Raw genomic sequence first — 26,235 nt, forward strand, 5'->3', positions numbered from 1 at the left:
CAGGGGTGATAAATATGGAAAAGAGTACAATCAAACAGGATTCCGGAAGCATTCTCATAAAAGCAGTCAGTTATATCTGTATCGCTATCTTTGCGCTATTCTGTTTATTTCCCTTCGCGTTGATGATCTCCTCATCGTTCATGAACGAGCAGGAAATTGTTCGTGAAGGTTACAAGCTGCTGCCGAAGGCATTTTCCTTTAAGGCTTACGAGATGCTATTCAACAACTCTACTCAGCTGGTGAATGCTTATCAGGTAACTATCTTCATTACCGTAGTGGGTACGGTACTCGGACTGTTTATGATGTCGATGGCCGGATTCGTGCTCAACCGTAAGGATTTCAAGTACCGCAACTTCTTTTCCTTCTTGATTTACTTTACAACACTATTCAGTGGCGGCTTGATTCCGACATACATCCTGATGGTTAAGCACCTGCATATGAAGGACAGCTTATTCGCCATGATTCTTCCGGGTGTAGTTGGTGCATGGTCCATCTTCCTGATGCGTAATTTCATGAAGGCGATTCCGGATTCCTTATATGAATCCGCTACCATTGACGGTGCTGGCGACTTTCGCATCTATTGGCGGATATTTATTCCGCTGGCGGTTCCATCCTTGGCTACTATTGGGCTTTTCTCAGCACTAGGCTTTTGGAATGAGTGGTATAACGGGATGTTGTATATTGACAGTCCGACGAAATATCCGCTCCAATACTTTTTGCAGCGAATGGTCAATCAGACGAACTTAGGAGCGCTAATCAACTCGGGAGCGGTCATCAATACTGCTGATCTTCCGACGCAATCCATCAAGATGGCTACAGCTGTGCTGGCCACTGGACCGATTATTCTCCTGTATCCATTTGTACAGCGTTATTTCGTAACAGGCCTCACCATCGGGGCAGTAAAGGGTTAATGGACGCAATCTTCTTTTCGAAGAGCGTTTATTATAAATGAAAGTTTCATAAATAGAAGAGAAAAGGGAGGCTTACCTAAATGAAAGGTAAAAAGATCGCGTCTTCTTTAATTGCTGTCCTCATGCTTACTGGAGCACTGACAGCCTGCACATCCAAGAACAACAATGAGCCGAGTAATGATCCGGCAGCCACGAAAGCTCCAGAGGCTTCAGCCAATGCAGGCGGAGTGGATACTTCCAAGGAAGCTAAGCTGGTGTACTACCTGTGGGGCAGCGAAGGAGTTAAAAATAAAGAAATCCTCGCTGAGATTAACAAGAAGCTCAAGGCTGACCTAAACGCTACGATTGAAGTGAAGTATATTGACTGGCCGGATATCGCTACTAAGTACCCGCTGCTATTTGCTTCAGGCGAAGAATTTGATATGTCGCATGCATCTCCCGGAGCTCCGGTATCTTATTTCACATTGGCTAGTGAAGGCGCTCTAGTGGACCTTACAGATATGCTGGATAAAGTTGCTCCTAAGCTGAAAGCGGAAATCCCGGAAAGTGTGTGGGAAAATACAAAATACAAAGGCAAAATTTATGGTGTACCAAGTCTTTATAGCGAATACACACCTGCCGGTTATGCCTATCGTTCTGACTTGCTGAAAAAATATGGAATGGACAAAATCACTTCCATTGATGATATGGTTAAATACATGGATAATGTGGTTGCTAATGAGTCCTTCCCACCAATTAACGGCAAGGCAGAAGATGCAGCCAATATGTTCAGAATGCTCGTAGATACTACAGGGATGTGGCTTAACGCTCCTGGTATATCTTTGAATGAGCTGAATCTTGTGACTAAAAGTCCAGAGGACTACAAGACTGTCTTCCATCCAGCCTTCACTCAGGAATTTGAAGATTGGGCTGTGAAGATGCGTGAATGGGCGGATAAGGGCTACTGGAGTAAAGATGTGCTGTCTGCAACCCTAGGCAGCAAGGATAACTTCAGAGCAGCTAACTCCGCAGGTTATTTGACTCATGCTCAGGACTGGATCGGCCAATACGGTGCGGATTTGAAGGCACAACCGGAATCAGATCCTTACTTCTTTACTTTTGCGGAAGCCAATAAGAAGATCAAACGTAAAATGGGCGTTGACAACTCGACTGTAATCAGCACGAACTCAGCTAATCCAGAGCGCGCTCTGATGGTGATTGAGAAGTTCATGACCGATGAAAGCTACTACAACCTCATCCAAAACGGTATTGAAGGCAAACAATATGTGATGGAAAATGGTGTTAAAAAGCAGCCTGCAGGCTTCAACGATAAAACGGACGGCGGAGGTTTCGCTGCTTGGTCACTTCGTAATGACAAATTCGTAGTTCCTACGGATACAGAAAACCCAATCCGTAACTCCTTATTCGCAGAATGGGATAAAGTGGCTATCGATGATCCTTACAATGGCTTCAGCTTTGATCCAACCAATGTTACAACTGAAATTGCTTCGATTTCCAACGTGAATTCACAGCTCGGTATTCAATTGATGCTTGGTAAAACAAGCAAAGATCCAAAAGCAGCTGTTGCGGAGTACCGCGATCAGCTGAAAAAAGCAGGAGTTGACAAGGTCATTGCCGAAGTAGAGAAGCAATTGGCTGCGTTTGTTCCTGTCAACTAAAGAAAGTTAAGGGGTGTAAGGGAGCTATAATTCGATATAGCTCCTTTACCCATAAATGGGGGAGTAAAGTGGATGTAAATATCAAGGATATCGCGCGGATTTCCGGTGTGGGCATCTCGACAGTCTCCAGGGTAATCAACAACAAGGGACCGGTGAGCAAGTCTACACGTGAGAAAGTAATGAGTGTGGTTAAGGAATACAATTATATTCCTAATTCCAACGCGCGGAATTTGAAAACTACACAATCTAAGAACATTGCACTTATGGTCAAGGGGATTACCAATCCTTTTTTCTCTAATATGATCAGAGAAATTGAACGGCAGGTCAATCTGCGGGGCTACCCGTTTCTTATCCAGCAAGTAGAGGATGGGACCGATGAAATCAATGCTGCAATTCAACTGGTGAAGGAGAAAAATCTGTGCGGGATTATCTTCATGGGTGGAACCTATGATCATTCTGAAGAGAAGTTCAAACAGCTGACGGTTCCGTTTGTGCTGACAACGATCACCTCAACGCAGCAGGTGAACCCGCTTATTTTTTCCAGCGTTATTATTAATGAAACGAAGGAAGCCTATAAGGCTACCAATTATTTGATCTCATTAGGTCATACGAATATCGGCTTTTTAGCCAAGTCTCCTTTATTGGATGAAACCACGGGCAACCGGCGGTATTTAGGCTACAAAAAAGCACTCGAAGAGCAGGGTCTGCCCTATGATTCGGGGCTGGTCGAGGATTGTGAATACAGTCCCAGCTCGGGATTTAATGCTGCGCGAAGATTGCTCAACAAGAACAAGGGAATTACAGCTATATTTGCCGCTTCCGACACGATTGCCATCGGTGCTGCCAAAGCGGTGCTTACCGCGGGGTTATCTATCCCTGATGACATTTCGATCATTGGCTTTGACGGGATCGAGATGGCTGAATATTATCATCCTTCTCTTGATACAATCAGCCAGCCGGGTACGGAAATGGCCTTATCCAGTGTAGGTGTTCTGTTTGATCTCATTTCCGGACGGTCAAATCATCAGCATATTGTCTATGATGCGGTATTGCTCAAACGTGGTTCCTGCAAGATGATTAAACCTCGTTAAGATCACACTATAAACTTTTATTGGAGTGGAACCGAAATGCAAGATACACTGAGAATAGGTACGATTGTTCGTGGTGGAGAAGCCGTTAAGGTCATTCCACAAATCGTGGGGCATGGATTTGAATCATTTAATCTGAACTTTTGGCAGACCACCGGCGAAACTGATTTGATCGAAACGGCTGCACGACTGAGGGAGTTAGCTGCTGAACATGATTTTGTCATCTCCTCTGTGGGCATCTATGGAAATCCGCTGAATGGCAGCGGCGACAATGCCGACACATTGGCCAGCTGGGAGCGGCTGATTGATCATGCACATTTATTTGGCACAGATATTATAGGCGGGTTCACCGGCCGATTGCCAGGTTTGTCCATTGATGAGTCGATCCCGAAGTTTACAGAGGTGTTCGGAGAACTGGCGAAGAGAGCGGCAGATCGTGGCCTGCGGATTGCTTTTGAGAATTGCGCTATGGGCGGAAACTGGCAGAGCGGAGAGTGGAACATCGCTCACAATCCTTCGGCCTGGGAGAAGATGTTCAATGCTGTTCCGGCAGATAATCTGGGATTGGAATGGGAGCCTTGCCACCAGCTGATCGCATTGATTGATCCGCTTCCGCAGCTGCGCAAATGGATGGATAAAGTATTCCATGTGCATGGCAAGGATGCGACCATCGCTTGGGACATCGTCAAGGAATACGGTATTCATGGCCCCAAACCTTATGTATGGGATCGGACCCCTGGCTTCGGGGATACCAATTGGGTAGATGTAATCACCGTCCTGCGCCAAGCGGGTTATAAAGGTACGATTGATATCGAAGGCTGGCATGATCCAGTGTATCGTGATGAGCTGGAAATGACCGGCCAGGTGCATGCACTGAATTACTTGAAATATTGCCGTGGTGGCAGCTTTGTGCCTAATCCGGTTTAAATGGTGCCGTATGAAAACAACCCAAAAATGACCTCGAAATCCACAGTGAAGTGGAGGATGAGGTCATTTTTTATAGTTAATCCTGAATTAATCCTGAATCAGATATCCTTGTCCCAGCTGTATTTCTTTGAAGCCAGCCAAATGGCGGGCTTGAAAGCGGATAGGGGTGCTGCCGCCAACCATAATGATATTTTGGATATCGGCGGCCCCTTCTGAAGGCAGGGAAAAGGCTTTGATATAGGCGTACTCTTCGGCAAGTGTCGTATAAATCGCGTTGATAAGCGGGTCGTTTTCACCTTTTCCCATTAGATTCATGAGAATATATCCGCTTGTGTTCAGCTTCGAACGGGTAATACTGAAAAATTCACGGGAGATCAAATGCCTTGGTGTACCAGCGGCAGTAAAGGCATCCAAAATGATGTAATCATATATCAGCGGGTCTTCGTCTTCAAGGATCTGACGTCCATCTCCGATCACTACGTTATCTTGACTGTATCCGAAGCAGCGGCGGCTTAATTCGACTACTTCGCTGTCTAGCTCGGCCACTTTAAATCTTTTCTCCGGAAAATGCCCGGCAATTGTTCCAATCCCATGCCCAATAAGAAAAACATCCTCAAAAGAGGGGAGGTTGAACTCCATGAAGTGAATGATGGCCCGCGGATATTCAAAGAGAATTCGTTGCGGGTCATTAAGATCCATCGCACCTTGAGTGGCATGATTCGAGAACTGCATAACGCGGAAGGAGCCTTTTTCACCATATAGTTCTGTTGTGTCGTAGACGGTTATTTCATGATTTTTGCTATTTCTTTGAAGCTCTGAATGCAAGTGATCAATCTCCTTATACAATACTAATTCGTTTATATTCATTGGGTGTAACCCCGACAACACGTTTAAAAAGCTTGTTGAAGTAGGCAGGATCGCCATATCCAACCTCTGCCCCAATCTCGTGAACCTTCAGGTCCGGAGCATTCTTGAGCAGATGTTTGGCTTTGCGCAGCCGAATTTCCGTGATATAGTCCGTTAGTGTAAGTCCAGTCTCTTGCTTGAACAGCTTGCTTAAATAGCTTGGGGTCAAAAAAACCATATTTGCCAAAGTGTTCAGATCCGCATGCTGATTATAGTTAGAGGATATCCAGCGTTTTATGGTTTCTATGGCTGTGCCGGACATCTCCAGACGATGGGTTCTGATTTCGTTCAGAATGCTTGTGAAGTGGGCGGTAAACATCTCCTCAATGTCGCAAAAGCTCATGCTGGACGCGATTCTGTCATCCAACCTGAGGTCGGGAGCACTTTTATTGCGGGCCTCGAATTCTTGCAGTTCCTTTTGTGCAGTTTCTTCAACCCATCGACAGATTCGGAGAATTTGGTCAGGAGCGGCTTGTTGTGCTTTCAGGACTGAGAATAGGTCATGAACCCATTCTAAGACGCCTGTCACATTCAGAATCTGCAGGTTATGGATCAGCGGTTCTCTAATTGTATTAAAGTGATCCAGGAGGTTTATCTCCGGCTGTTGAATATTCTGAATATTCGCGTAATGCACAGGCTCCGGATTATATATGCCCATGTTGCAGGCTTGTTTAGCATCTAGGTATGCCAGTCTAAGCTTGGATACCTCATTATAACAACCGCTGGTACCTACATGTAGGATCTTTCCGTGTGCAGATATCCGCATAATGTCACCGATATCTTTTAAATCGTTGTCTGACAGCGGCTCAGCAGAATATACAATCCAGACGTAGAGTCCTTTTTGAATCTCCAAGTTGTCGAAGCTCAACGCCTTCTCTTGCCGCAGACTGTCTGCGCAGGAGCAGACGGTTTCTCTGGCGCTCCCTTTGAGGACAAAGACCGAGAAATAAGGCTGGGGCAAGGTAAGGCTGGATAAAAGCAGAGGGGAAGAGGGCTCTTCGATATGCAAGAATGTCAATAAAAGCCCGGAACGGTGGCGTTCTTCCTTGTCGCGCGCGAGCTGTCGTTCTTTGTCTAGCCGATAAAGCAGCTCGAACAGCTGCTCTTTATTAATTGGTTTTAATAAATAGTCTACAGCTGAGCTGCGGATGGCTTCTCGGGCATAATTAAATTCAACAAATCCACTCATTAGAATAGAGTAGATCTGCGGGTGGGTCGCTTTTAACTGTTTAATCAGCTCCAAGCCATTGATTTGCGGCATACGAATATCTGTAATCACAACATCAAGTTGAAGTGTGCTTAACTTATCTAATAGATGTTTTCCGTCGGAGTAGGTGCCGATGACCAGAAATTCGGCGCTTTCTTTACTGATCATTCGGGCCAGTCCTTCGCGGATTAAGATCTCATCATCAACAATCGCAATACGCAGCAATCTGAGCAGCCCCTCTCCTAAATAAATTCATCTTCACTGTATTTAGCGTTAATATCCGCAATGCGCAGGGTAACACGAGTGCCGATTCCAAGCTCACTCTCAACAAGCAGACCAAACGAGCTACCGTAATGCAGGCGAATTCTTTCATTTACATTTCGTAGTCCAATCCCGAACCTTTCATTGTCCGTTCCAGTCTGCAGACTATTGTTTAAGGAACGAAGTGTGGCTTCATCCATACCGATCCCGTCATCTTCTACACAGAATACGGCATCTCCATGCTCGCTCCATGCGGTGATGCTCAAGGTGCCCAGTCCTACCTTTTGATCCAAACCGTGAAAGACAGCATTTTCTACGATCGGTTGAAAGACAAGCTTAATAACAGGAAGATGAAGGAATTCGTCCGGCACTTCGATGTTAAGTCTGAACTTGTCTGGGAATCGGATTTCCAGCAGCTGATAATAATTTCTCACATGATCCAGCTCTTGTCTAATTGTAACAGCCTCTTCGTTTCGGACAATGCTGTAACGCATTTGAAGCCCAAGTAAATAGGTTAGCTTCGCCACACGTGGATCATCATTGCTCTCTGCAAGCATGCGAATGGATTCCAGCGTATTATAAATAAAATGGGGATTGATCTGGTTCTGAAGCGCCCGCATATCAGCCTTTTGCTTCCGTTTCTCCGTGATAGACACTTCTTGTAACAGATCCTTGACCCTTATGATCATCCGATTAAAATGACTGCCCAGCATCCCAATCTCATCATTATATTTGGAATGCTGCCAGACATCCAGATTACCATGCTGCACCCGTTTCATTAAGCGGACCAAGGATTTAAGGGGTTTAGTAAGGGCATGAGAAATTATAGTCGCAACAAAAAGTGCAAAAGCAATAATAATCAGTGTGGTCAAGATAAGCGTATTCCGATTCTTTTGTACAGGGGACAGGATACGTGTTAAAGGTATCGTAACCATAGTGGTCCACCCGGTCTGTTTTGAGACGGTGTACACTACAAGATAAGACTGGCCATTCAAGTCTATTTGAAAATGATCCTGCTGCTGATTTACTTGCTGCAGCAACAGCTTTGTATTCAGAGTTTGTGTTTCGGCAGCCAGATTCGGAACCGCGGAATCTTCACTGGCATAGATCAGATCTCCATTGTTATCTACAATGAACGTGTTTCCTTGCGTAACTGCATTTACGGGATCGATAATGCCCTTAAACAGATTGATGTCTACATCGAAAACGAGAATTCCTATATTCTGCAAAGTGCTTACAGAGTTAATTGTACGCAGAACACTAAAGACCTCTTTATGGACATTCGAGTTGGTGCGGATCGTATGTCTGCCCTGAATGACAGGCGCTGCTCCGGCATCTTCACTCATGGTTCTCCATTTGGCTAATCGTTCCTCTGGATACAGTTCATTTATTCCAGCGTCTTTATCATAAAAGACAGAGCCGTACTGATCCACCAAATACACGGCAATGATCTCTTCCTTAGTATGATTCAAATAGCTAAGGAACATCGCCATGCCCGTATTTTTTTCCCAGTCGGTATTTTGCTGTGTCAGGTAGACTTGCACATCGGTGTTATACAGCGGCAGGGCCGTATACCTTTTGAGGTCGGCAATATATCGGTCAATGGTATCTGAAGCATTCGATGTCATTTGACCCGCACCGTCAGTCGCATTCACAAGAACCGAGTTGAACATGGAGCGGGACGATAGATAACTTACATAAGTGATCGGCATAGAGATCAGAAAGACAAAGATAACGATCAGCTTGCGCTCCATCGGTAGATTGGCAAGGAACAACCACATTTTGCGTAAAGTTAACCGGATGTATGATAGCATTTGCGTTGTTCCTTTCCTGTAATAAGCTACCTACCTTATTTGACCGCTCCACTGGTTACGCCTTCAAAGATGTAACGCTGCAGGAAGAAATATAGAATTACTGTTGGCAGCAGGATAAGCAGAATAGCCGCACAGATTAAATTCCATTCCCCCGAATTGACCCCTTGAAAACGCATTAGGATCGTCGTAACTACACCAAGGCTTTGTTTCGGCATGTAGAGATAAGGGATGTACATGTCATTGTAAATACTAATGGTTTTCAAAATAATCAAAGTAGCCGTAGCTGGTGTAAGTAAAGGGAAAATAATCGACCGATAGATTCTGAAAAGAGAGGCACCTTCTACCATCGCACTTTCATCGAGATCCACGGGAATATTACGGATAAATTGCAGATATAAAATAATTTGAATTACATCCGCTCCAATATAAAGCACGATCGGGGCGCCGAGTGTATTGTAAAGCCCCATACTTTTGATGATACCAAAAGTCGCCACTTGTGTCGTGATACTAGGAATAATGGTGGCTACTAGATATGCACCGAAGACAACGGGTTTCAATTTGAAAGAGAAGCGTCCCAATACAAATGCTACCATAGTGCCGAACAGAATGTTCAGAATTAAAGTAATAGCTATAATGATTAACACATTACCAAATCCGTTAAGTAGACCCCCACGCTGGAAGACGGCAGTGAAATTATCGAAATTCAAAAAGCTTTTTGGCAGTGCCATGGAGCTGCTGCTGTTAAATTCGTCAGTGGATTTAAAGGCATTGACGATGACCACATACGGAGGGAAGAGCACGACGAATACGCCGATAATTAGCGAAAAGTATTTAATGATATCTGTAAAACGAAACTTAGAGTGTGTCATAGCTACTTATCTCCTCCCCGGCTAAGAACAAGTTGTTGTATGAGCAGTACGATGACGACAAAGAAGAGTAGGATTATACTCATTGCAGATGCAAGGCCGTAGTTGTTAAATGCAAATGCGGTATCGACAACCCGTTGTACATAAGTTTGGCTGGCCCCTGCAGGACCACCTTTGGTCAACACGAAGGGGAGATCGAATACTTCCAGTGCCCCTGTAACGGTAAGAAATAAATTAAGCTGAATAACAGCCTTCATATTGGGCAAAGTGATTCTCCACAGCGTTTGAAAGGAGCCGGCACCATCGATCTTAGAAGCTTCATAAATGTCACGTGGAATGGCCTGCAAGGATGCGATATAAATGACCATGTTGTAGCCCATGAAACGCCAAAATCCTGTGGATGCAAGGGAGTAGTTGACTAGTCCTTCTGTTCCAAGCCAACTGGTCTGTCCGAGGCCGGTCAGGCCAATGCTATTTAGGAGCATATTCAATGAACCGTTAGTAGTGTCAAAGACATAACCGAACATAAAGGCTACAGCGACTCCGTTCATGATATAGGGAAGGAAAAGTAAGATGCGGAATGCATTTTTCCCTTTTAGTCTACTATTCAGCACAACCGCAAAATAAATAGCAACGATATTCTGGAGAATTCCCATTGCAAAATAAGCAAAGTTATGTGTGAAAACCTTGAAGATATCAGGATTGGAGAAGACCTCGCGGTAGTTATCTAGGCCAACCCAAGGTTTTTCGGGACTATAGCCATCCCAATTTGTAAAGCTGTAATAGATCAGTTTAAGTGCCGGATAATACGTGAATGTTGCAAGCAGCAACAATGGAATCGTGAGGAAGGATACAATGATTATAGTCTTCTGTTTGTTATAGGAAAGTGTTCCGAACATCGCTAGCCCTTCTTTCATAAAAGCGTGGTATGGAAAGGCAAAATGGATTATCCGTAAAGGCAATAATCCATTTTGCGCCGTTCTGTACTTCTAATCACAAGCTCAAATTAATAGCCGAGGTCCTTCTTGGCTTTAGCCCAAGCTTTATTCCACTTGTCTAATACAGTTTGTGGATCCTTGGCAAGCACGAATTCCTGTACTACAGCAGGAAGATCCAGTTGTGCCTTGTTACCGATCTCTGTAACCTTCGCATCGTCAACAGTTCCTTCTACCAGTTCTACTCCGGTAGCTTGGAATTCTTTCAGCTGAGTCAGATTGGATTCCTTGCCTTTTAATGGAGAGATAAAGCCAGCGAAATCCTCATAGCCCGAATCCTCAATCATCCATTTTACGAAGGCTTTAGCTGCCTCTAAATTTTTGCTGTTTTTGGCAACGGCATAGAAGAAGTCGGGGCTTAGGGTAGCAGATGGTTTACCCGAATTGTCATAAGGGAATGGGAAGAAGCCGACATTGTCTGAAGCAGCGCCTGCTCCGATGACTTGGTTAATAACCCAGTTGCCAAGATAATACATGGCGAACTTGCCGGAAGCGATGTCCTTTTTCGATTGTTCCCAGTTGGTGGAGTTGATGTCTTTTTCCAGATAACCTTTTTCGTTGAGCTCACTAAGCAGGCTAAAGGCTTTACCGTAACCGTTGTCCATAGTGAATGGTGTTTCAGAGTTCAGCTTAGCATTAGGAAAGTCGGGATTGCCTTCAATTAGGCGTGGTGTATCATAAGCCCAAGTACCAAGTGGCCATTTGTCTTTGAAGTTGGAGGACAGTGGAATGACACCTTTTGCTTTCAGCTTCTCGCAGGCAGCCAGGAATTCATCCCAAGTCTTAGGCGTTTCGGTGATGCCGGCATCGGTGAATGCTTTTTTGTTATAAACAATTCCGGAAGTAGAGTTCCCTGTAGTAATTCCGTACAGCTTACCATCAAAGGATTTGAAGTCTTTAAAGGTGATTTGGTCATTCAAACCGAGATCATCCAGTGAAGCAAAGTATTTCGGCAAGTCAGAGTTAGGGATGGAAGGAATAAACATAACATCTGGAAGCTCGCCGCTGGCCATTCTGACTTTAGCCTGTTGGTTATAGTCGGTTTGGGAAGCTTCGAACTCGACTTTAATGTTCGGGTATTTTTCATTAAAGCGCTTTACATATTCGTCATATTCTTTACCGATCATGTCTGTTCTGTTAGTTAGGAAGGTGATTTTGCCGCTGATATCAGCTCCTGCTGCAGGTTCTGCAGTTGCATTCGTGTCACCGCCGGTATTCTCTGTGTTAGTTGCTGCGGGCTTATCAGTTGCGGCAGCACCGTTATTCGTGGTGTTGTCATTATTCGAACCACAGCCAGCAAGCGTTGAAGATAAGACCATAATCATAACAAAGGATAACGAAAATAACTTATTTCTCATAGCTTAATCCCCTTTTCGTTTTTATTGTTAGCGTTTACATGAACATTATAGCTTTATCGAAGCCGTTAATAAATGTATTGTATTATTATTTATTGTCTTTATTTGTTTTGTTTCTGCGTTTATAATTAGCATGTACCTAACAATAAGATAACAAAATACAAAGAATATCAAAAGGGTTCAATGAATTAATTTGAGTCTTATGCTATTTTTGAGAAGTCTATGCTTACCAAACTTAGGCATATGCTTCCGAAGCGAGTTTTGCGCGAAGTCATTCAGAGAAGTCTATGCTTACAAAACTTTTAGGAGGTATTATGAAACATTTGCATATGAATCTTGCGAAGTGGGATTTTAGAGGCTGTGGTGATGAGGAATGGCTTCCGGCGACTGTGCCAGGTACAGTTCATACGGATTTACTAAAGAACGGAAAAATTTCAGACCCCTTTTATGGAACAAATGAACATGATCTACAGTGGATCGATAAGAAGGACTGGGAATATCAAACCTCGCTGCAGTTGGGGGAAGAGTGGCAGGAGCTTGCTTGTACGGAGTTAGTTTTTGAGGGACTGGATACTTATGCAGATGTGTACGTGAATAATGTACATGTGCTCGCTGCTGATAATATGTTTCTGGCATGGAAAGTGGATGTCAAAGAGCAGCTGAAGACTGGAGAAAATAATATACGGGTGAAGTTCCGCTCTGTGGTTAAGGAAGATTTACCGAAATTAGCGAAGCTGGGTTATGCGCTGCCTGCCTCGAATGATCAATCCGAGCTTGGGGGATTAGATGAACAACGGATTAGTATTTTTGCGCGCAAAGCACCTTATCATTACGGCTGGGATTGGGGCCCGCGTTTTTTGACCAGTGGAATCTGGCGTGCAGCATCTCTGGTGGGACGTGACACCGTTCAAATTACTGACCTCTATATCCGTCAAAATGTGATTGCTAAGGAAGAAGCTCGCCTGACCGCAATGGTAGAAGTGGATGCTCCTGCTGCTTGGCGGGGAATGCTGCGAATAAGTGCCGATGGTTTGGAGTGGATGCAAGCGGTTACTTTAGAGGAAGGCAAGCAGCAATTAGAGATGAATATTGTTATACCTGAGCCAAAGCTCTGGTGGTGCAGGGGCCTTGGAGAGCCTCATTTATATACTTTCCAAGCGGAATTGCTGCAGGGAACGGAAGTAGAGGTTAGCAAAAGTGTAAAAAACGGACTCCGCAGTATTGAATTGATTCGGGAGCGTGATGCCAAAGGAGCTTCGTTTTCTTTTGCGCTGAATGGAGTTTCCGTCTTCGCCAAAGGTGCCAATCATATTCCAAATGACAGCTTCACCACAGAAGTAACCGAGGAACGGTATCGGCATGAAATTGCCACAGCAGTAGAATCGAACATGAACATGCTGCGCGTTTGGGGCGGCGGTATATATGAAGAAGATATTTTTTATCAGCTCTGTGATGAATACGGACTGCTGGTCTGGCAGGACTTTATGTTCGCTTGCAGTATGTATCCCGGGGACCAGGCGTTCCTTGAGAATGTGAAAAAAGAAGCCGAATACAACGTCAAAAGATTGCGCAATCATCCCTGCATCGCCTTATGGTGTGGCAATAACGAGATTGATTCGGCCTGGTCACAGTTCGAGGAAAATATGGGCTGGGGCTGGAAAGAAAAACTCGGCGCTGAGCAAAGAGCGACAATGTGGGCCGATTATATTAAAATCTTCCACCGTATTCTGCCGGAGGCTGTAGCCGCATTCCATCCAGGTGTGGACTATTGGCCGTCTTCGCCGCTGCGGGAGCTGACTGGCGATATAAATCAGCATGCGACGCGGATTGTGGGCGAAGGGGATGTGCATTACTGGGGTGTGTGGCACGGGATCGAGCCATTTGAGAACTATAATACAAAGGTTGGCCGCTTTATGAGTGAATACGGCTTCCAGTCGTTCCCGGAACTGAAAACCGTAATGAGCTATGCAGAAGAGCAGGATATGGAGCTTACCTCAGAGGTGATGCTGGCACATCAGAAGAATGGTCGCGGTAATCTGCTGATTAAAGAATATATGGATATGTATCTGCCGCAGCCGAAGGACTTCAAAGCCTTTTTATATATGAGTCAAATCCTGCAGGCCGAAGCGATCCGAATCGCGATTGAAAGCCACAGAAGAAATAAACCTTATTGTATGGGCACTTTATACTGGCAGATGAATGATTGCTGGCCGGTGGCTTCTTGGGCGGGGATGGATTATAACGGGCGCTGGAAAGCTCTGCAATATACCGTGCGTTCAAGCTTCCAAGATGTTTTGTTGTCTATCGACGGTACAGACCGTGAGAAGGTAGACGTTCATGTCGTATCTGATTTAAGAACAGCAGTGAGCGCTGAGTTGGTGCTTACTTTGTATCAGTTTAACGGTTCGGTGCTGCGAGAGTGGACACATCCCTTTGAGCTGGGAGCTGATTCTGCTGCTATCGTATTCTCTTCTCCTGTGGCAGACCTGCTAGAAGGTCAAGGGGTGGGTGATGTATTGCTTGGAATTTGCTTGCAGGCGGATGGCCGGGTGATAGATCACAAGCTGCATTATTTTATTCCGGAAAAAGAAATTGCGTTACAGCGCTCAGTAATTACCGTGCTGGAAACTCCAGAGAGTGGCGGATTAAGCTTCACCGTGACCAGTGATGTATTAGCTAGAGGCGTATACCTGACTTCAGAAGACGAAGGAATATTCTCTGACAATTATTTTGACCTTCTCCCAGGTCAGACCAAGACGATAGAGTTCTCACAACGCGGGAACGATGGAAAAGACTGGATTCCTGCCGCACCTAAAGGGCTAAAGGTTCAATCGATGGTTGATTTTGTGAGCGAAGATTTGCTGTAAATCCTAAGGAGAGAAGGACTGGCACATGGGGATTTTAGTTCAGGAAGATAAGGGATTATTCCATTTACAGAGTGCAGGGATGAGTTACATTCTTCAGCTTGTAAATGATTATCCGGCACATGCGTATTGGGGCAAGAAGCTGCGTAGTGACAGCAATTTGGAAGGGCTGTTGAATCTGGGAGGAAATACGGGTCTCGACCGGCTCCCGCAGGAATACCCACAATACGGGACGGGAGATTTCAGAACACCTGCTTATCAAGTTCGGCTCGAAGACGGCACTCGTATTACAGAGCTGAAATACAGCGGGTATCGGGTAGTTGAGGGTAAACCTTCACTGCCGGGTCTACCATCCGTATATGTTGAGTCTGAGCAAGAAGCACAGACGTTGGAGCTTACACTTAAAGATGATTACACCAAGCTGAATGTTATTTTGCGCTATACAGTTTTTGAACATACTAACGTAATCACCCGCTCTGTGGAGTTCACCAATGCGGGGAAAACGCAGCTGAAATTGCAGCGTGCACTGAGTGCTAGTGTCGATTTCTCGTCTGGCGATATGGATATGATCTATTTGGCAGGAGCTTGGTCAAGGGAAAGTAATCTGACTCGTAGACGTCTGGTGCAAGGTGGTACGACCATTGGGAGCCGCAGAGGGATGAGCAGCCACCAGTTAAATCCATTTGCTGCGCTGGTGAAACCTGAAACGGATGAAAATCATGGAGAGGCCTACGGCTTCAGTCTTGTATATAGTGGAGGCTTTGAAGCTGAGGCAGAGGTCGATTCCTTCGGGATGACCCGGTTTACGATGGGACTGAACTCTTTTGATTTCTCCTGGCTGCTGGAGCCGGGCGAACAATTCCAGACCCCTGAGGTAGTGATGGTGTATTCTTCTGAGGGGATCGGGGAAATGTCGAGAACCTATCATCGTTTGTACCGGACCCGTTTATGCAGAGGATTATATAGAGATAAGGAACGGCCCATTCTGGTCAACAATTGGGAAGCTACCTATTTCAACTTCGATGCGGATAAATTGGAGTCGATTGCGGCGGAAGGAGCCAAGCTCGGGATAGAGCTATTCGTGCTGGACGATGGCTGGTTTGGCAAAAGAGACGCTGACAACTCCTCTCTCGGAGACTGGGTGGAGGATCTGCGCAAGCTTCCGGGCGGACTGTCTGATGTGGCGCAGCGCGTGAACAATCTAGGCTTGCAGTTCGGCCTTTGGTTCGAGCCGGAGATGATCTCGCCGGACAGCGAGCTCTATCGTAAGCATCCCGACTGGTGTCTGCATGTGCCGGGACGCCGCCGCAGCGAAGCTCGCTGGCAATTGGTGCTGGACTATACTCGGGAGGATGTGCGCCAGTACATTTATGAGTCACTGTCCCGGATTTTCTCGACCGTGCCCATTAGTTATGTGAAATGGGATATGAACCGTTGTTTAACGGAGATTGGCTCTGCAGAGTTACCTTCTGAACGCCAAGGGGAAACCGCACATCGTTATGTGCTTGGTCTGTATGAGCTATTGGAGCAAATAACTTCAGAATTTCCACATATCCTGTTCGAGAGCTGCTGTAGTGGTGGTGGCCGCTTCGACCCAGGCATGCTGCATTACATGCCGCAGACCTGGACCAGTGATGATACCGATGCTGTGGAACGACTGAAGATTCAGTATGGAACAAGTCTGGTGTATCCGGTTAGTTCGATAGGCGCGCATGTGTCTGCCGTGCCGAATCATCAGGTAGGACGGATCACCCCGCTGTCCTTCCGTGGAGATGTAGCTATGTCCGGTAATTTCGGTTATGAGCTGGATCTTACGAAGTTTACAGACGAAGAGAAGGAACTTGTGAAGGAACAGGTTGCGAACTATAAGCAAATCCGCAGTCTTGTGCAGCAGGGGAATCTGTACCGTCTGCAAAGCCCGTTTGAGGGCAATGAGACAGCCTGGATGTTCGTGTCCGATGATCAGCGTGAGGCATTAGTTTATTACTTCCGGGTAATGGCTGTGCCACACCCGCCCCGCCGTAGCCTGAAGCTGAATGGTTTGAATCCGGAGCTGGATTATATTCTGGAGGTGAGTGGTGAGGTTTACGGTGGTGATCGGCTAATGCAGGCTGGACTGGCTCTGCCGGATATCCAGCAGGATTTTGTTAGCGGATGTTATAAATTGAAGGTGCAGGATTAGAATTCATTAGATAAACAGAAAGCAAACCCCGAGCAAACACGAGCAAGCCATGAGTAAGCTACGAGCAAGCCATGAGCAAACTACGAGCAAGCCATGAGCAAGCTACGAGCAAGCCACCAGCAAGCCATGAGCAAGCTACGAGTAAGACATGAGCAAGCTACGAGTAAGACATGAGCAAGCTACGAGCAAGCCATGAGCAAACACGAGCAAGCCATGAGTAAGCTGCGAGCAAGCCATGAGCAAACACGAGCAAGCCACCAGCAAGCCATGAGCCTAGCTCGTGGTTTGCTTTTTTTGTTGGCAATGACGAATTTGAACCAGCTGAAGCTGCGGATGGCAAGGCAGCCTTGACCGTCTCCGCCTATACACATATATTCCTTATGTTATGACATCCTGTGCAACTACCTTGCGTAAGACGCTGTAGCTTTTTTACCTGTTCATATTCCGTTCATATTAAGGTCATAGAGAGTACATCTTTATTGGTTAATCTTAGATTAGCAGTTAGTTATGGCAGTCCAATACACAGGTGATGACAGGAGAAGATACGATTGAAAATAAAAGAAGTAATGAAAATGAAGGCGGGCACGAGAACAAGTAAAATACTAAACATACTACTTAAAGTAATAGGAGCAATAATTATCGCAATCCTGCTTTTTCTCGCCATTGTTTATACAGTTAATCTGATCAGCAACAAATCGGAACAGAGTAAAATAGAGCCCTATGGTCAGTTAGTACCTGTTGATGGGAAAAATATGAATGTTTATATTCAAGGAAAAGGTGAAGAAACAGTCGTTCTACTTCCGGGTTATGGCACAACAGCGCCAGCTCTTGATTTTAAATCATTAATAGATGAGCTGTCACCGTTTTACAAAGTCGTCATGATTGAGCCTTTTGGGTATGGATTAAGTGATCTGACCAAAAAGGAGCGCAGCACAGAGAATATTGTAAGTGAAATTCATGAGGCTTTACAGGCTCTTAATATTGACCGTTATATTCTAATGGGCCACTCCATTTCAGGCATTTATGGACTAGATTATGTTAACGAGTATGAAAATGAAGTGAGTGCATTTGTCGGGCTTGATAGTAGTGTTCCATCGATAAGCGAGAGGAAAATCGAAGCTTCGGAATTAAAAACTATAAATCTGCTCAAAAAATCAGGTCTAATCAGATTGCAAATGAAATTCAGTGCTGACCCAATTGCTGAACTACCATTTGATGATAAAACAAAAGAACAAATGAGATTGATCAATCGCAAAAACATATTTAATCCCACCCAATTAAATGAAGCTGGAATGATGTATTCTAATTTTAAATCAGCTGAAAGTTTAACATTTCCTAAAAATCTTCCTCTTATTTTCTTTATACAAGCGAATCAACCAGCAACGGATAGATGGATACCAGAGCATGAAAAGCAAATCAAGGACTCTGTACATGGAAAAATAGTGAAGTTTGAAGAGGGACATTATTTATATCGCACTAAAGCAAAAGAAATCGTAGAAGACTTTCAGGCATTTATGAAAGAAATAAAATAAGTTTGCCGTCGAGCCGAGCGGATTTCAGGATTTCCTCTGATTTTCGTTCGGTTTTTTATTAGTCCGTAAGATATGGGGGAGTGCCACCAGTTAACGATGCTCCATCAATAGGGTTTGGTCTGGGATAAGAATGAGAAGGTGCTGACTGCATATAATGGAGAATTTCCTTGGTTGCTGCTAGGTTCCTAGGTACCCTGCTTCGAATCGGACTCAGGAGTCCTTATTTGCTAGAAAAGAGGTAATTGAGGCTACTTTCGGACCCCAGCGATGCTATTGGCTAATTATCGCAACCGCATGGGGTGTTTTGGAGTAAATAGCTGCACCTGAGTCCGATACCATCTCAAATGTGCGTTTTTTTCGCAAATAGCGTCTGTGCGGTCCGTAAGTAAATAGGGGGTAGGGGTGGTATGAGAGAGTATGAGAAAGTATGAAAAAGTATGAGCAAGTATGAGCAAGTATGAGAAAGTATGAGGGAGTATGAGGAGGCACCAACAGTTAACGATGCTCCAATCATTATGGTTTGGTCTGGGTTAAGAACGAGAAGGCGCCGATTACATTTAATGGAGAGTTCCCTTGGTTGCTGCTAGGTTCCTAGGTACCCTGCTTCGGATCGGACTGAGGAGTCCTTATTTGCTGAAAAAGAGGCAATTGAGGTTACTTTCGGACTCCAGCGACGCTATTGACTAATTATCGCAACCGCATGGGGTGTTTTGGAGTAAATAGCTGCACCTGAGTCCGATAGCTTCCCCAAAAAGCGTTTTTTTCGCAAATAGTGGCTATACGGTCCGTAAGTAAATAGGTGAGTATGACCAGTAGCGCGTGATCAACTAATCGAATGGGTGAGTACGACCAGTGGCGCGTGACCAACTAATCGAATGGGTGAGTACAACCAGTGCGCGCTGACCAACTAATCGAATAGGTGAGTACGACCAGTGGCACACTGACCAACTAATCAAATGATGCTTCCCAATGATCGCCGGCTGACTCGCTAATTATCCGTAGTTTCCAGTAATCTATGGTGAGCCCCAGCTTCCACAACCTCCATAAATCCCACAATGAGCACCACGGTAGCCTTTTTAAGCTAGAGCATGTCCTATTTCTCTATAATCCACATTGACTTGGGTTTGTCACACCCCTATGATGATTATTAATATAAAATATATGACACGAAGAGGAGCGAAACATCATGGCTTTGGAGATCGAACGCAAGTTTCTGCTGCCGGAATTTCCGGAGCAGCTGATTCAAAAGGGAGAATTGAAGATTGTTACCCGTCATAATATCGATCAGACATATCTGGCGATAGATGGTGGTCAAGAGCTTCGTGTGCGTAAAATTACGGATCTGGACTCAGGTGAGGTAACCTACACGCATACGTTTAAGGATGGCAAAGGGATCAAACGCGAAGAGATCGAATATTTTATCTCAGAGGGTTTATATAATCAGATGATCGAAGCGGTAAATGCGGTAGCTTTGGTCAAAGAGCGAATTACAGCGGTGTGGAATGGCACAACGGTTGAGATCGACGTATATTCCCAGCTGAAATTGTCCGTACTCGAGGTTGAATTTGAATCTCTGGAGGAAGCGGAAAGCTTTAAAGAGCCGGAATGGTTCGGTAAGGATGTTAGTACAGAACGGCAATACAGCAACAAAACAGTCTGGAGAGAGCTGCAAAATAAGACAAAGAATTAACGGACTTTAGCGCGTAAACGTGGTAGTATATAGGGAAAACAAGCAGAAATAGCTTTATCATCCCTAACTAGCTTAAGGATAACGTTTAGGGTGAAACTTATAGTTAATTATAAGAACTTATAAGTGGTGCAACTATAATAGCCTTATATTTCTGCGAGAAACAGTTGTCATCTCTATAGGACGACAACGTTGTTTCTTCTTATCATATATTCTTGTCATATATTAACGAGGGGTTCAGGAGGATGAGCATGAAGTTTATAAGCACAAGAGGTAATGTGGAACCTAAAGGTTTTATTGATACGGTGTTGATGGGACTTGCGGACGACGGTGGGCTGATGGTTCCATCCGAGATTCCAGTGGTTTCAGCAGCAACATTGGAAGAGTGGAGAAGTCTTAGCTATCAGGAGTTGTTCCTGAAGATTGTTGCCTATTACACCAATGATGAGATTCCTTACGAGGATTTACAGGAAATGGTCAACACCAGTTATGCCAATTTCCGCACACCTGAAGTAACGCCTATACACCAAGTAAATGATTCTTTATATGTACTTGAATTGTTCCATGGGCCTACTTTTGCTTTCAAGGATGTAGCGCTGCAGTTTATGGGTGAGCTGTATTCATATATTTCCAAAAAACAAAACAAAATCATCCACATCCTCGGTGCAACCTCTGGGGACACTGGAGCGGCGGCTATTCAAGGTGTACGCGGCAAAGAAGGCATCAAGATTTGTATTCTGCATCCACACGGCAAGGTAAGTAAAGTGCAGGAGCTGCAGATGACTACGGTGGACGACAGCAATGTACTGAATCTGTCTGTTCATGGTAACTTTGATGATTGCCAGAAGGTGATTAAGGATCTGTTCGCAGATCTGGACTTTAAAGGTCGGTATCATCTGCGTGCAATCAATTCCATTAACTTTGTGCGGATTCTGGCGCAGACTGTTTATTATTTCTATGCATATCTGCATGTTGATGGCAGCAACGAGAAAAAGATTAATATCAGCGTGCCTTCCGGCAACTTCGGTAATATTTTCTCGGGCTATTTGGCTAAGCAAATGGGACTTCCTATTAACAAGCTAATCATTGCTACGAATGAAAATAATATTTTGGAGCGTTTCGTGAATACTGGCGAATACAAACCAGGTAATTTCACAAGCACTTACAGCCCTTCGATGGATATCCAAGTGGCAAGTAATTTCGAACGGTATCTGTATTATCTGGTAGGCGAGGATTCTGAGAAGTTATCCGCGTATATGTCCAAGCTGCAAACCGAAGGCAAGATTACGGTTGAAGGCGAGGCGCTTCAGCAGGTGCAGAAGGATTTTGCAGCGCTGGGTGTGAAGAATGATCAATGCTTGAATACGATCGCTAAGTATCAAAAAGAATATGGCTACCTGCTTGATCCACATACAGCATGTGGAATCGCGGCTTACGAAGCCTTTAATGGCCCGGATGAGATTGGCATTACCTTTGCGACTGCACATCCAGCTAAGTTCGATGAGGCAATTACTTTGATCGATATTAAGCAGGAATTCCCGGCACAGATTAAAGCATTGTTCGAGATGCCACAACATCAAACCGTAGTGGATCATGACAAGGATGAAATCGTGCGTCAGCTGCAAGCTTTTTACGGATTGTAATATCATATACAGTTCTACTTCACAGCACAGCCCCCGTTCTTGGGATAAGAACGGGGGCTGTTTGTGCGTTTATAGTAGCTTCTAACATTAACGTTGCGGCGTACGGGTCTGCTCCCTAGCTTTTTCACAAAAAGCAGCGACCTTGTAAGAGACATAGTACGCCAGCATTTTTTCAGAATCGGTAAAGTCGGTGTCCAGCAGTCTGCTAATAAGATCGAGCTTATATCTGAGTGTATTCCGGTGAATGTACAGCTCGTCTGAGGTAATCTGCATGTTCCGGTTATTTTTGAGATAAACGTAAAAGGTATGATACAGATTGGACTGGTGCACAGTATCGTATTCTTGAAGCTTGAGCAGCTCTGGATGGTAGTAGTTATTATCCTCGTTAAACACAACATCAGCAGAGAGCATCTCATAGAGCTGGATATCTGAGTAGTAAGTCAGCTGCTGCTGCGGGCTGAGAATGGAACCGATCCGAATAGCGTTTCGGGAGTGAAGATAGTGTCTCCCACACTGCGTAAGATTAGTGAATATATTGCTGATGCCAAGCGAGATGCCGGTTTGAGTTAGAAATTCCTGCAGTTGCTTATTTACAAGCTCTTTGGAGAGATTTCCGTCATGGATCATTACAATCTGCCCATCATAATAGGTGGAAGGACTGCCCGGAAAAAGCTGTTGCAAACGTTCTCTTAAATAATCATCATAACGGCCTGAACCCTCATACCAGGTAAGATCGAACAGCAGCACAAGCAGCTGATTCCCGAACTTTAATCCTGCACTCCGCATTCTGTCCTGAATGATCCGGTTGTCCTGAAGCTGTTCCTCTAGCAGTGCGCAGATAAAATCTTCAACTTTTATATTTTTGGCGTTGCGATAGTAGCTGTTTTTGCCCATCTCTTCGGCAAGTATGGTAGCGGTGATGGACAGCAGCTCGTTATCTCTGGCGCGAAAAGGATTTTTGCATCCAAGAAGCAATACATTGCCGATTTGTTTGCCGGCTACTTTTATTTTGGAGATCAGTTTGGAGTTTGACGTTTCCTCGCAGGTTACTTCATAAGATTCATCGCTTTGTTTCCCACGCTGGACACTGTTCATTTTACTCACAGCCGCAATGAAGTCGTAAGAGCAATAACCTTTGCGGATATTATCACTCCATATGTAATCGTCGATATCGGATAGGTCAGAGTGAGCTACAATTTTGAAGCTGCAATCAAATACAATGACGGGATTCTGCAGTAGCTCGGCAGCTGTCTGTACGATAGCTGAAAGGCCTGCACCTGAAATGTATGCAGTAAACAAAGATGCGGTATAATGCTCCATTTCGATTTTACCTGATTTTTGCTCATTTAAGGAAACATCCATTCATATCGCCCCCTGTTTCAATAATAGTGCAATATGCACTATAAAGAAGTGATTTTTGGTGCTTGTAAATATATTCACAAAGTATTGGACGCCTTAAACTAAAGGTGGAGGTGCTAAGCAGATGAAATATGAAAAACTGTTTGCAGCAGGTAAAATTGGACGCCTTGAACTTAAGAATAGAATTGTATTGCCGGCTATGGGAACGTCACTGGCCGCGGCCAGTGGTGAAGCGTCGGATGAAATGATTGCTTTTTATGAGGAACGTGCCGCGGGTGGCTGTGGTCTAATCATTACGGAAATTACGCGTGTGGATAATGAGACCGGAGTAGGTACACCGAACCAGCTGAATGCAAGTGACTTGCTGTTTGTGCCGCGTCTGGAGAAACTGGCAAGAGCTGTGCATCGTCATGACAGCAAAATATTCCTTCAGCTCCAGCATCCGGGCCGGCAAAATCACGGACGGCTTATTGGAGGCAAACAAATTGTTGCTCCTAGCGCAGTGATGTCTTCAGCGATTGGGGAAATGCCCCGGGAGCTGTCTACTGAAGAGGTAGAAGAGTTAGTTCGTAAATTTGTGTTCGGAGCTTATATAGCTAAAACAGCAGGTATTGATGGCGTGGAGATTCATGGTGCCCACGGCTATCTCGTAGGACAGTTTCTAAGCCCGCTTACCAATCTGAGAACTGATAAATATGGCGGTTCACTGGAAGGTAGAATGTCATTCCTGAACGAAATTGTGCTTGGCATCAAAAAGACCTGTGGCGCAGGATTCCCTGTATCGGTGCGAATCGACGGCGATGAATTTGTCTCAGGCGGGATTACACTGGATGAGGCTATCCAGACTGCGAAACATCTGGAAAGCATCGGAGTGGATTGCATAAATGTTAGCTCTGGCACTTATGAATCATCCAATACGATCATTGAGCCGATATCCTACCCGCAAGGCTGGAAAAAACATCTCTCCGCAGCCATTAAGCAAGCAGTGCAAATTCCAGTGATTGCTTGTGATGTGATCCGTAAGCCTGAATTTGCTGAGAGTCTGCTACAGGAAGGAAACACGGATTTTGTAGCCCTTGGAAGAGCCCAACTAGCCGATCCAGAGTGGGGGAACAAAGCGGCAGCAGGCAAAGAAGCAGAGATCAGAACCTGTATCTCTTGCCTGTACTGTATTCAGGAAGTGATGGAGTGCAAGGTAATCAAGTGTGCTGTCAATGCCAGAGTGGGCCGGGAGCTTGAATTTGCAGAACCAGCAAAAGATGGCGATGGCAAAGTAGTAGCTGTGATCGGCGGAGGTCCAGCTGGTATGGAAGCAGCACGGATTCTGGCGCTCAGAGATTTTAAACCTGTATTGTTCGAAGCCAGAGATGTGCTAGGCGGCAGCGTGGAGCTGGGAAGCCGGCCACCATTGAAGGAGAAGCTGAACTGGTTTATTGATAATATGCAGCATCAGTTAGAGGAACTGGATGTTGATGTCCGTCTCTCTACGAAACCTACGCTGGAACAACTGAAGCAACTGAACCCTTATGCGGTATTTGTTGCCGCTGGGGCACAGCCTATAGTGCCTGTTATTCCGGGAGTGAAAAAGGCAGCGGTCTGCACGGTTGTTGACGTACTTAGTGGGTCAGTTGTGATTAAGAACAAGCAGGCTGTGGTCATCGGCTCCGGCATGACAGGGCTGGAAACGGCTGAATATTTAGCCGATATGGGAAATCAGGTCACGGTGGTGGAAATGCAGCCGCGTGTTGGCCCAGACGCCTATCTGCCAAATCTGATCGACATTGTGACTAGGCTGAAAAAGAACGGCGTGGAGCTCTTAGCATCAACCAAGCTGGTAGAAGTGCAGGACGGCGCGATTGTGCTTGAGAATACGTCCACTGGGGAAACTTCGCTGAAAAAGACGGATGCTGTTGTATTATCCATTGGTGTTACACCCGATCGCTCATTCGTTGATGAGCTGAAGCAGGTACTGCCCAATGTGAAGGTAATCGGCGATGCAGGCAAGCCAGGACGAATCGGACAGGCCATTCAATCTGGATTCGAAACGGCATTTGTGCTGAACTAAAGGGTTACTAATCTAAGGAGGGTTCATTCATGGTGAGTTTTGTGAAAAGTTTCGCAGATATGCAGAAATACGGAGGCAAGCCAACAACCTTTTATGATGCTGAGATGCTGACGGTGTATTGGGAGACCAAACCAGAGATTATCGAGCGTTTGTTGCCGAAGCCACTGAAGCCAACAAGCCGGCCGCTGGTAAATGCTTTTATCGCCAATTACCCAGCTACGAACTTTTGTCCACCTTATCGTGAAGCTGGATTGTTCGTTCTAGCAGACTATAACGGACAATTAGGCAACTACTGCCTGTCGATGCCTATTACAAGCGATATCGGGATGGCTATGGGCCGGGAAGTATGTGGGCTGCCTAAGAAAATGGCCGATGTGCGTATGCACACCTCAGAAGCTGGCATTGATGGGGCAATCGGCCGGCATGGCATTGACTTTTTCAACGTAAAAGCCACTATGGATGGACACTTCAATGACAATGGAGCCGAGAAGATTCTGGAGGAATATTACGGCAAAGATATCCCTTTGTATAACATCAAATATGCCAATGCAATTGACGGAAACGGCTTCGATCTGATGCCAACCTTGGTCACACAGCGTTTAGTAAGTGAGGTTAAAGTCTATAAAGCGGCAGAAGCCTCTATCACCTTCCAAGACTCCCCGCATGATCCTTGGAGTGAGCTTGAAGTTGTGAATATGCTGGGCGCGGTTTACACCGTCAGTACAAATGTGCTTGAAAAAGGTAAAATTCTGGAGCCTCTGAATCCAATGGAGTATCTTCCATACTGCTATCTCCGCTGGGACTGGTGGGAAAACAATTTGCAACCTGTTTCCTCAGTATAAGCCTATGTGTTTGAAGTGAGTTTGTGCGAAATGAAACCGAAGAAGGATCGGCTAACCAAACATTAGGAGGAAT

Annotated in this window: 19 protein-coding genes; 12 read left to right on the forward strand and 7 right to left on the reverse strand. The window is 45.2% G+C overall.

The features are described from left to right. Positions 1 to 14 precede the first annotated feature (14 nt). From NSS82_RS04480 to NSS82_RS04495, 4 genes are all read left to right on the forward strand, one after another. Positions 15 to 911, forward strand: a complete 897-nt coding sequence (locus NSS82_RS04480; RefSeq protein WP_076105429.1) for a carbohydrate ABC transporter permease — start codon at positions 15 to 17, stop codon at positions 909 to 911. Between the two features lie 80 nt (positions 912 to 991). Continuing rightward, positions 992 to 2,569, forward strand: coding sequence for a DUF3502 domain-containing protein (locus tag NSS82_RS04485; RefSeq protein ID WP_076105428.1), 1,578 nt, complete (start codon positions 992 to 994; stop codon positions 2,567 to 2,569). A gap of 68 nt (positions 2,570 to 2,637) precedes the next feature. Next, entirely contained in the window at positions 2,638 to 3,660 is a 1,023-nt protein-coding gene (locus tag NSS82_RS04490; protein WP_076105427.1) for a LacI family DNA-binding transcriptional regulator, read from the forward strand. A gap of 36 nt (positions 3,661 to 3,696) precedes the next feature. Further along, complete coding sequence (locus NSS82_RS04495; RefSeq protein ID WP_076105426.1) at positions 3,697 to 4,584, forward strand: sugar phosphate isomerase/epimerase family protein; 888 nt, start codon at positions 3,697 to 3,699, stop codon at positions 4,582 to 4,584. A gap of 87 nt (positions 4,585 to 4,671) precedes the next feature. Here NSS82_RS04495 and NSS82_RS04500 read toward each other — a convergent pair whose 3' ends face one another. From NSS82_RS04500 to NSS82_RS04525, 6 genes are all read right to left on the reverse strand, one after another. Further along, complete coding sequence (locus NSS82_RS04500) at positions 4,672 to 5,451, reverse strand: spermidine synthase (RefSeq protein WP_081386788.1); 780 nt, start codon at positions 5,449 to 5,451, stop codon at positions 4,672 to 4,674. Beyond that, positions 5,423 to 6,922, reverse strand: a complete 1,500-nt coding sequence (locus tag NSS82_RS04505) for a response regulator transcription factor (RefSeq protein WP_076274012.1) — start codon at positions 6,920 to 6,922, stop codon at positions 5,423 to 5,425. The genes NSS82_RS04500 and NSS82_RS04505 overlap by 29 nt, the downstream gene beginning before the upstream one ends. A gap of 17 nt (positions 6,923 to 6,939) precedes the next feature. Continuing rightward, positions 6,940 to 8,772, reverse strand: a complete 1,833-nt coding sequence (locus NSS82_RS04510; RefSeq protein WP_076105424.1) for a cache domain-containing sensor histidine kinase — start codon at positions 8,770 to 8,772, stop codon at positions 6,940 to 6,942. Between the two features lie 35 nt (positions 8,773 to 8,807). Continuing rightward, on the reverse strand, positions 8,808 to 9,641 hold the full coding sequence (locus NSS82_RS04515) for a carbohydrate ABC transporter permease (protein ID WP_076274013.1): 834 nt from the start codon (positions 9,639 to 9,641) through the stop codon (positions 8,808 to 8,810). Between the two features lie 2 nt (positions 9,642 to 9,643). Continuing rightward, positions 9,644 to 10,537 carry a carbohydrate ABC transporter permease gene (locus NSS82_RS04520; RefSeq protein ID WP_036686923.1) on the reverse strand — a complete coding sequence of 298 codons (894 nt, stop codon included), beginning with the start codon at positions 10,535 to 10,537 and terminating at the stop codon, positions 9,644 to 9,646. A 107-nt stretch (positions 10,538 to 10,644) separates the two neighbouring features. Next, complete coding sequence (locus tag NSS82_RS04525) at positions 10,645 to 11,991, reverse strand: ABC transporter substrate-binding protein (protein ID WP_038568815.1); 1,347 nt, start codon at positions 11,989 to 11,991, stop codon at positions 10,645 to 10,647. Between the two features lie 311 nt (positions 11,992 to 12,302). On the opposite strand from NSS82_RS04525, the gene NSS82_RS04530 reads away from it, so the two are divergent. The 6 genes from NSS82_RS04530 (at position 12,303) to thrC (ending at position 21,896) form a co-directional block, all read left to right on the forward strand. Further along, a complete protein-coding gene (locus NSS82_RS04530; protein WP_076274014.1) occupies positions 12,303 to 14,855 on the forward strand; it encodes a beta-mannosidase in 2,553 nt (850 codons plus the stop codon). A 25-nt stretch (positions 14,856 to 14,880) separates the two neighbouring features. Continuing rightward, a complete protein-coding gene (locus NSS82_RS04535; RefSeq protein ID WP_076274015.1) occupies positions 14,881 to 17,034 on the forward strand; it encodes an alpha-galactosidase in 2,154 nt (717 codons plus the stop codon). A gap of 192 nt (positions 17,035 to 17,226) precedes the next feature. Continuing rightward, the gene (locus tag NSS82_RS04540; RefSeq protein ID WP_178944348.1) at positions 17,227 to 17,385 is read left to right on the forward strand and encodes a hypothetical protein; all 159 of its coding nucleotides are present in this window, start codon (positions 17,227 to 17,229) and stop codon (positions 17,383 to 17,385) included. A 221-nt stretch (positions 17,386 to 17,606) separates the two neighbouring features. Beyond that, a complete protein-coding gene (locus NSS82_RS04545) occupies positions 17,607 to 18,566 on the forward strand; it encodes an alpha/beta fold hydrolase (protein ID WP_370511246.1) in 960 nt (319 codons plus the stop codon). 1,186 nt (positions 18,567 to 19,752) lie between these two features. After that, positions 19,753 to 20,256, forward strand: a complete 504-nt coding sequence (locus tag NSS82_RS04550; RefSeq protein ID WP_036680734.1) for a CYTH domain-containing protein — start codon at positions 19,753 to 19,755, stop codon at positions 20,254 to 20,256. A 248-nt stretch (positions 20,257 to 20,504) separates the two neighbouring features. After that, entirely contained in the window at positions 20,505 to 21,896 is a 1,392-nt protein-coding gene (gene thrC / locus NSS82_RS04555; protein ID WP_076274016.1) for a threonine synthase, read from the forward strand. Between the two features lie 87 nt (positions 21,897 to 21,983). On the opposite strand, the gene NSS82_RS04560 is transcribed toward thrC, so the two are convergent. Continuing rightward, positions 21,984 to 23,258, reverse strand: coding sequence for a PucR family transcriptional regulator (locus NSS82_RS04560; protein ID WP_076214923.1), 1,275 nt, complete (start codon positions 23,256 to 23,258; stop codon positions 21,984 to 21,986). Between the two features lie 121 nt (positions 23,259 to 23,379). On the opposite strand from NSS82_RS04560, the gene NSS82_RS04565 reads away from it, so the two are divergent. Both NSS82_RS04565 and NSS82_RS04570 read left to right on the forward strand, forming a co-directional pair. After that, positions 23,380 to 25,320, forward strand: coding sequence for an NAD(P)/FAD-dependent oxidoreductase (locus NSS82_RS04565; protein ID WP_076141751.1), 1,941 nt, complete (start codon positions 23,380 to 23,382; stop codon positions 25,318 to 25,320). A 29-nt stretch (positions 25,321 to 25,349) separates the two neighbouring features. Beyond that, positions 25,350 to 26,162: an acetoacetate decarboxylase family protein gene (locus NSS82_RS04570; protein WP_081386789.1), complete on the forward strand. Its 813-nt coding sequence runs from the start codon at positions 25,350 to 25,352 to the stop codon at positions 26,160 to 26,162. The last annotated feature ends 73 nt before the right edge of the window (positions 26,163 to 26,235 follow it).

The sequence above is a fragment of the Paenibacillus sp. FSL H7-0735 genome (genome assembly GCF_038008505.1).
GTDB lineage: Bacteria > Bacillota > Bacilli > Paenibacillales > Paenibacillaceae > Paenibacillus_AQ > Paenibacillus_AQ odorifer.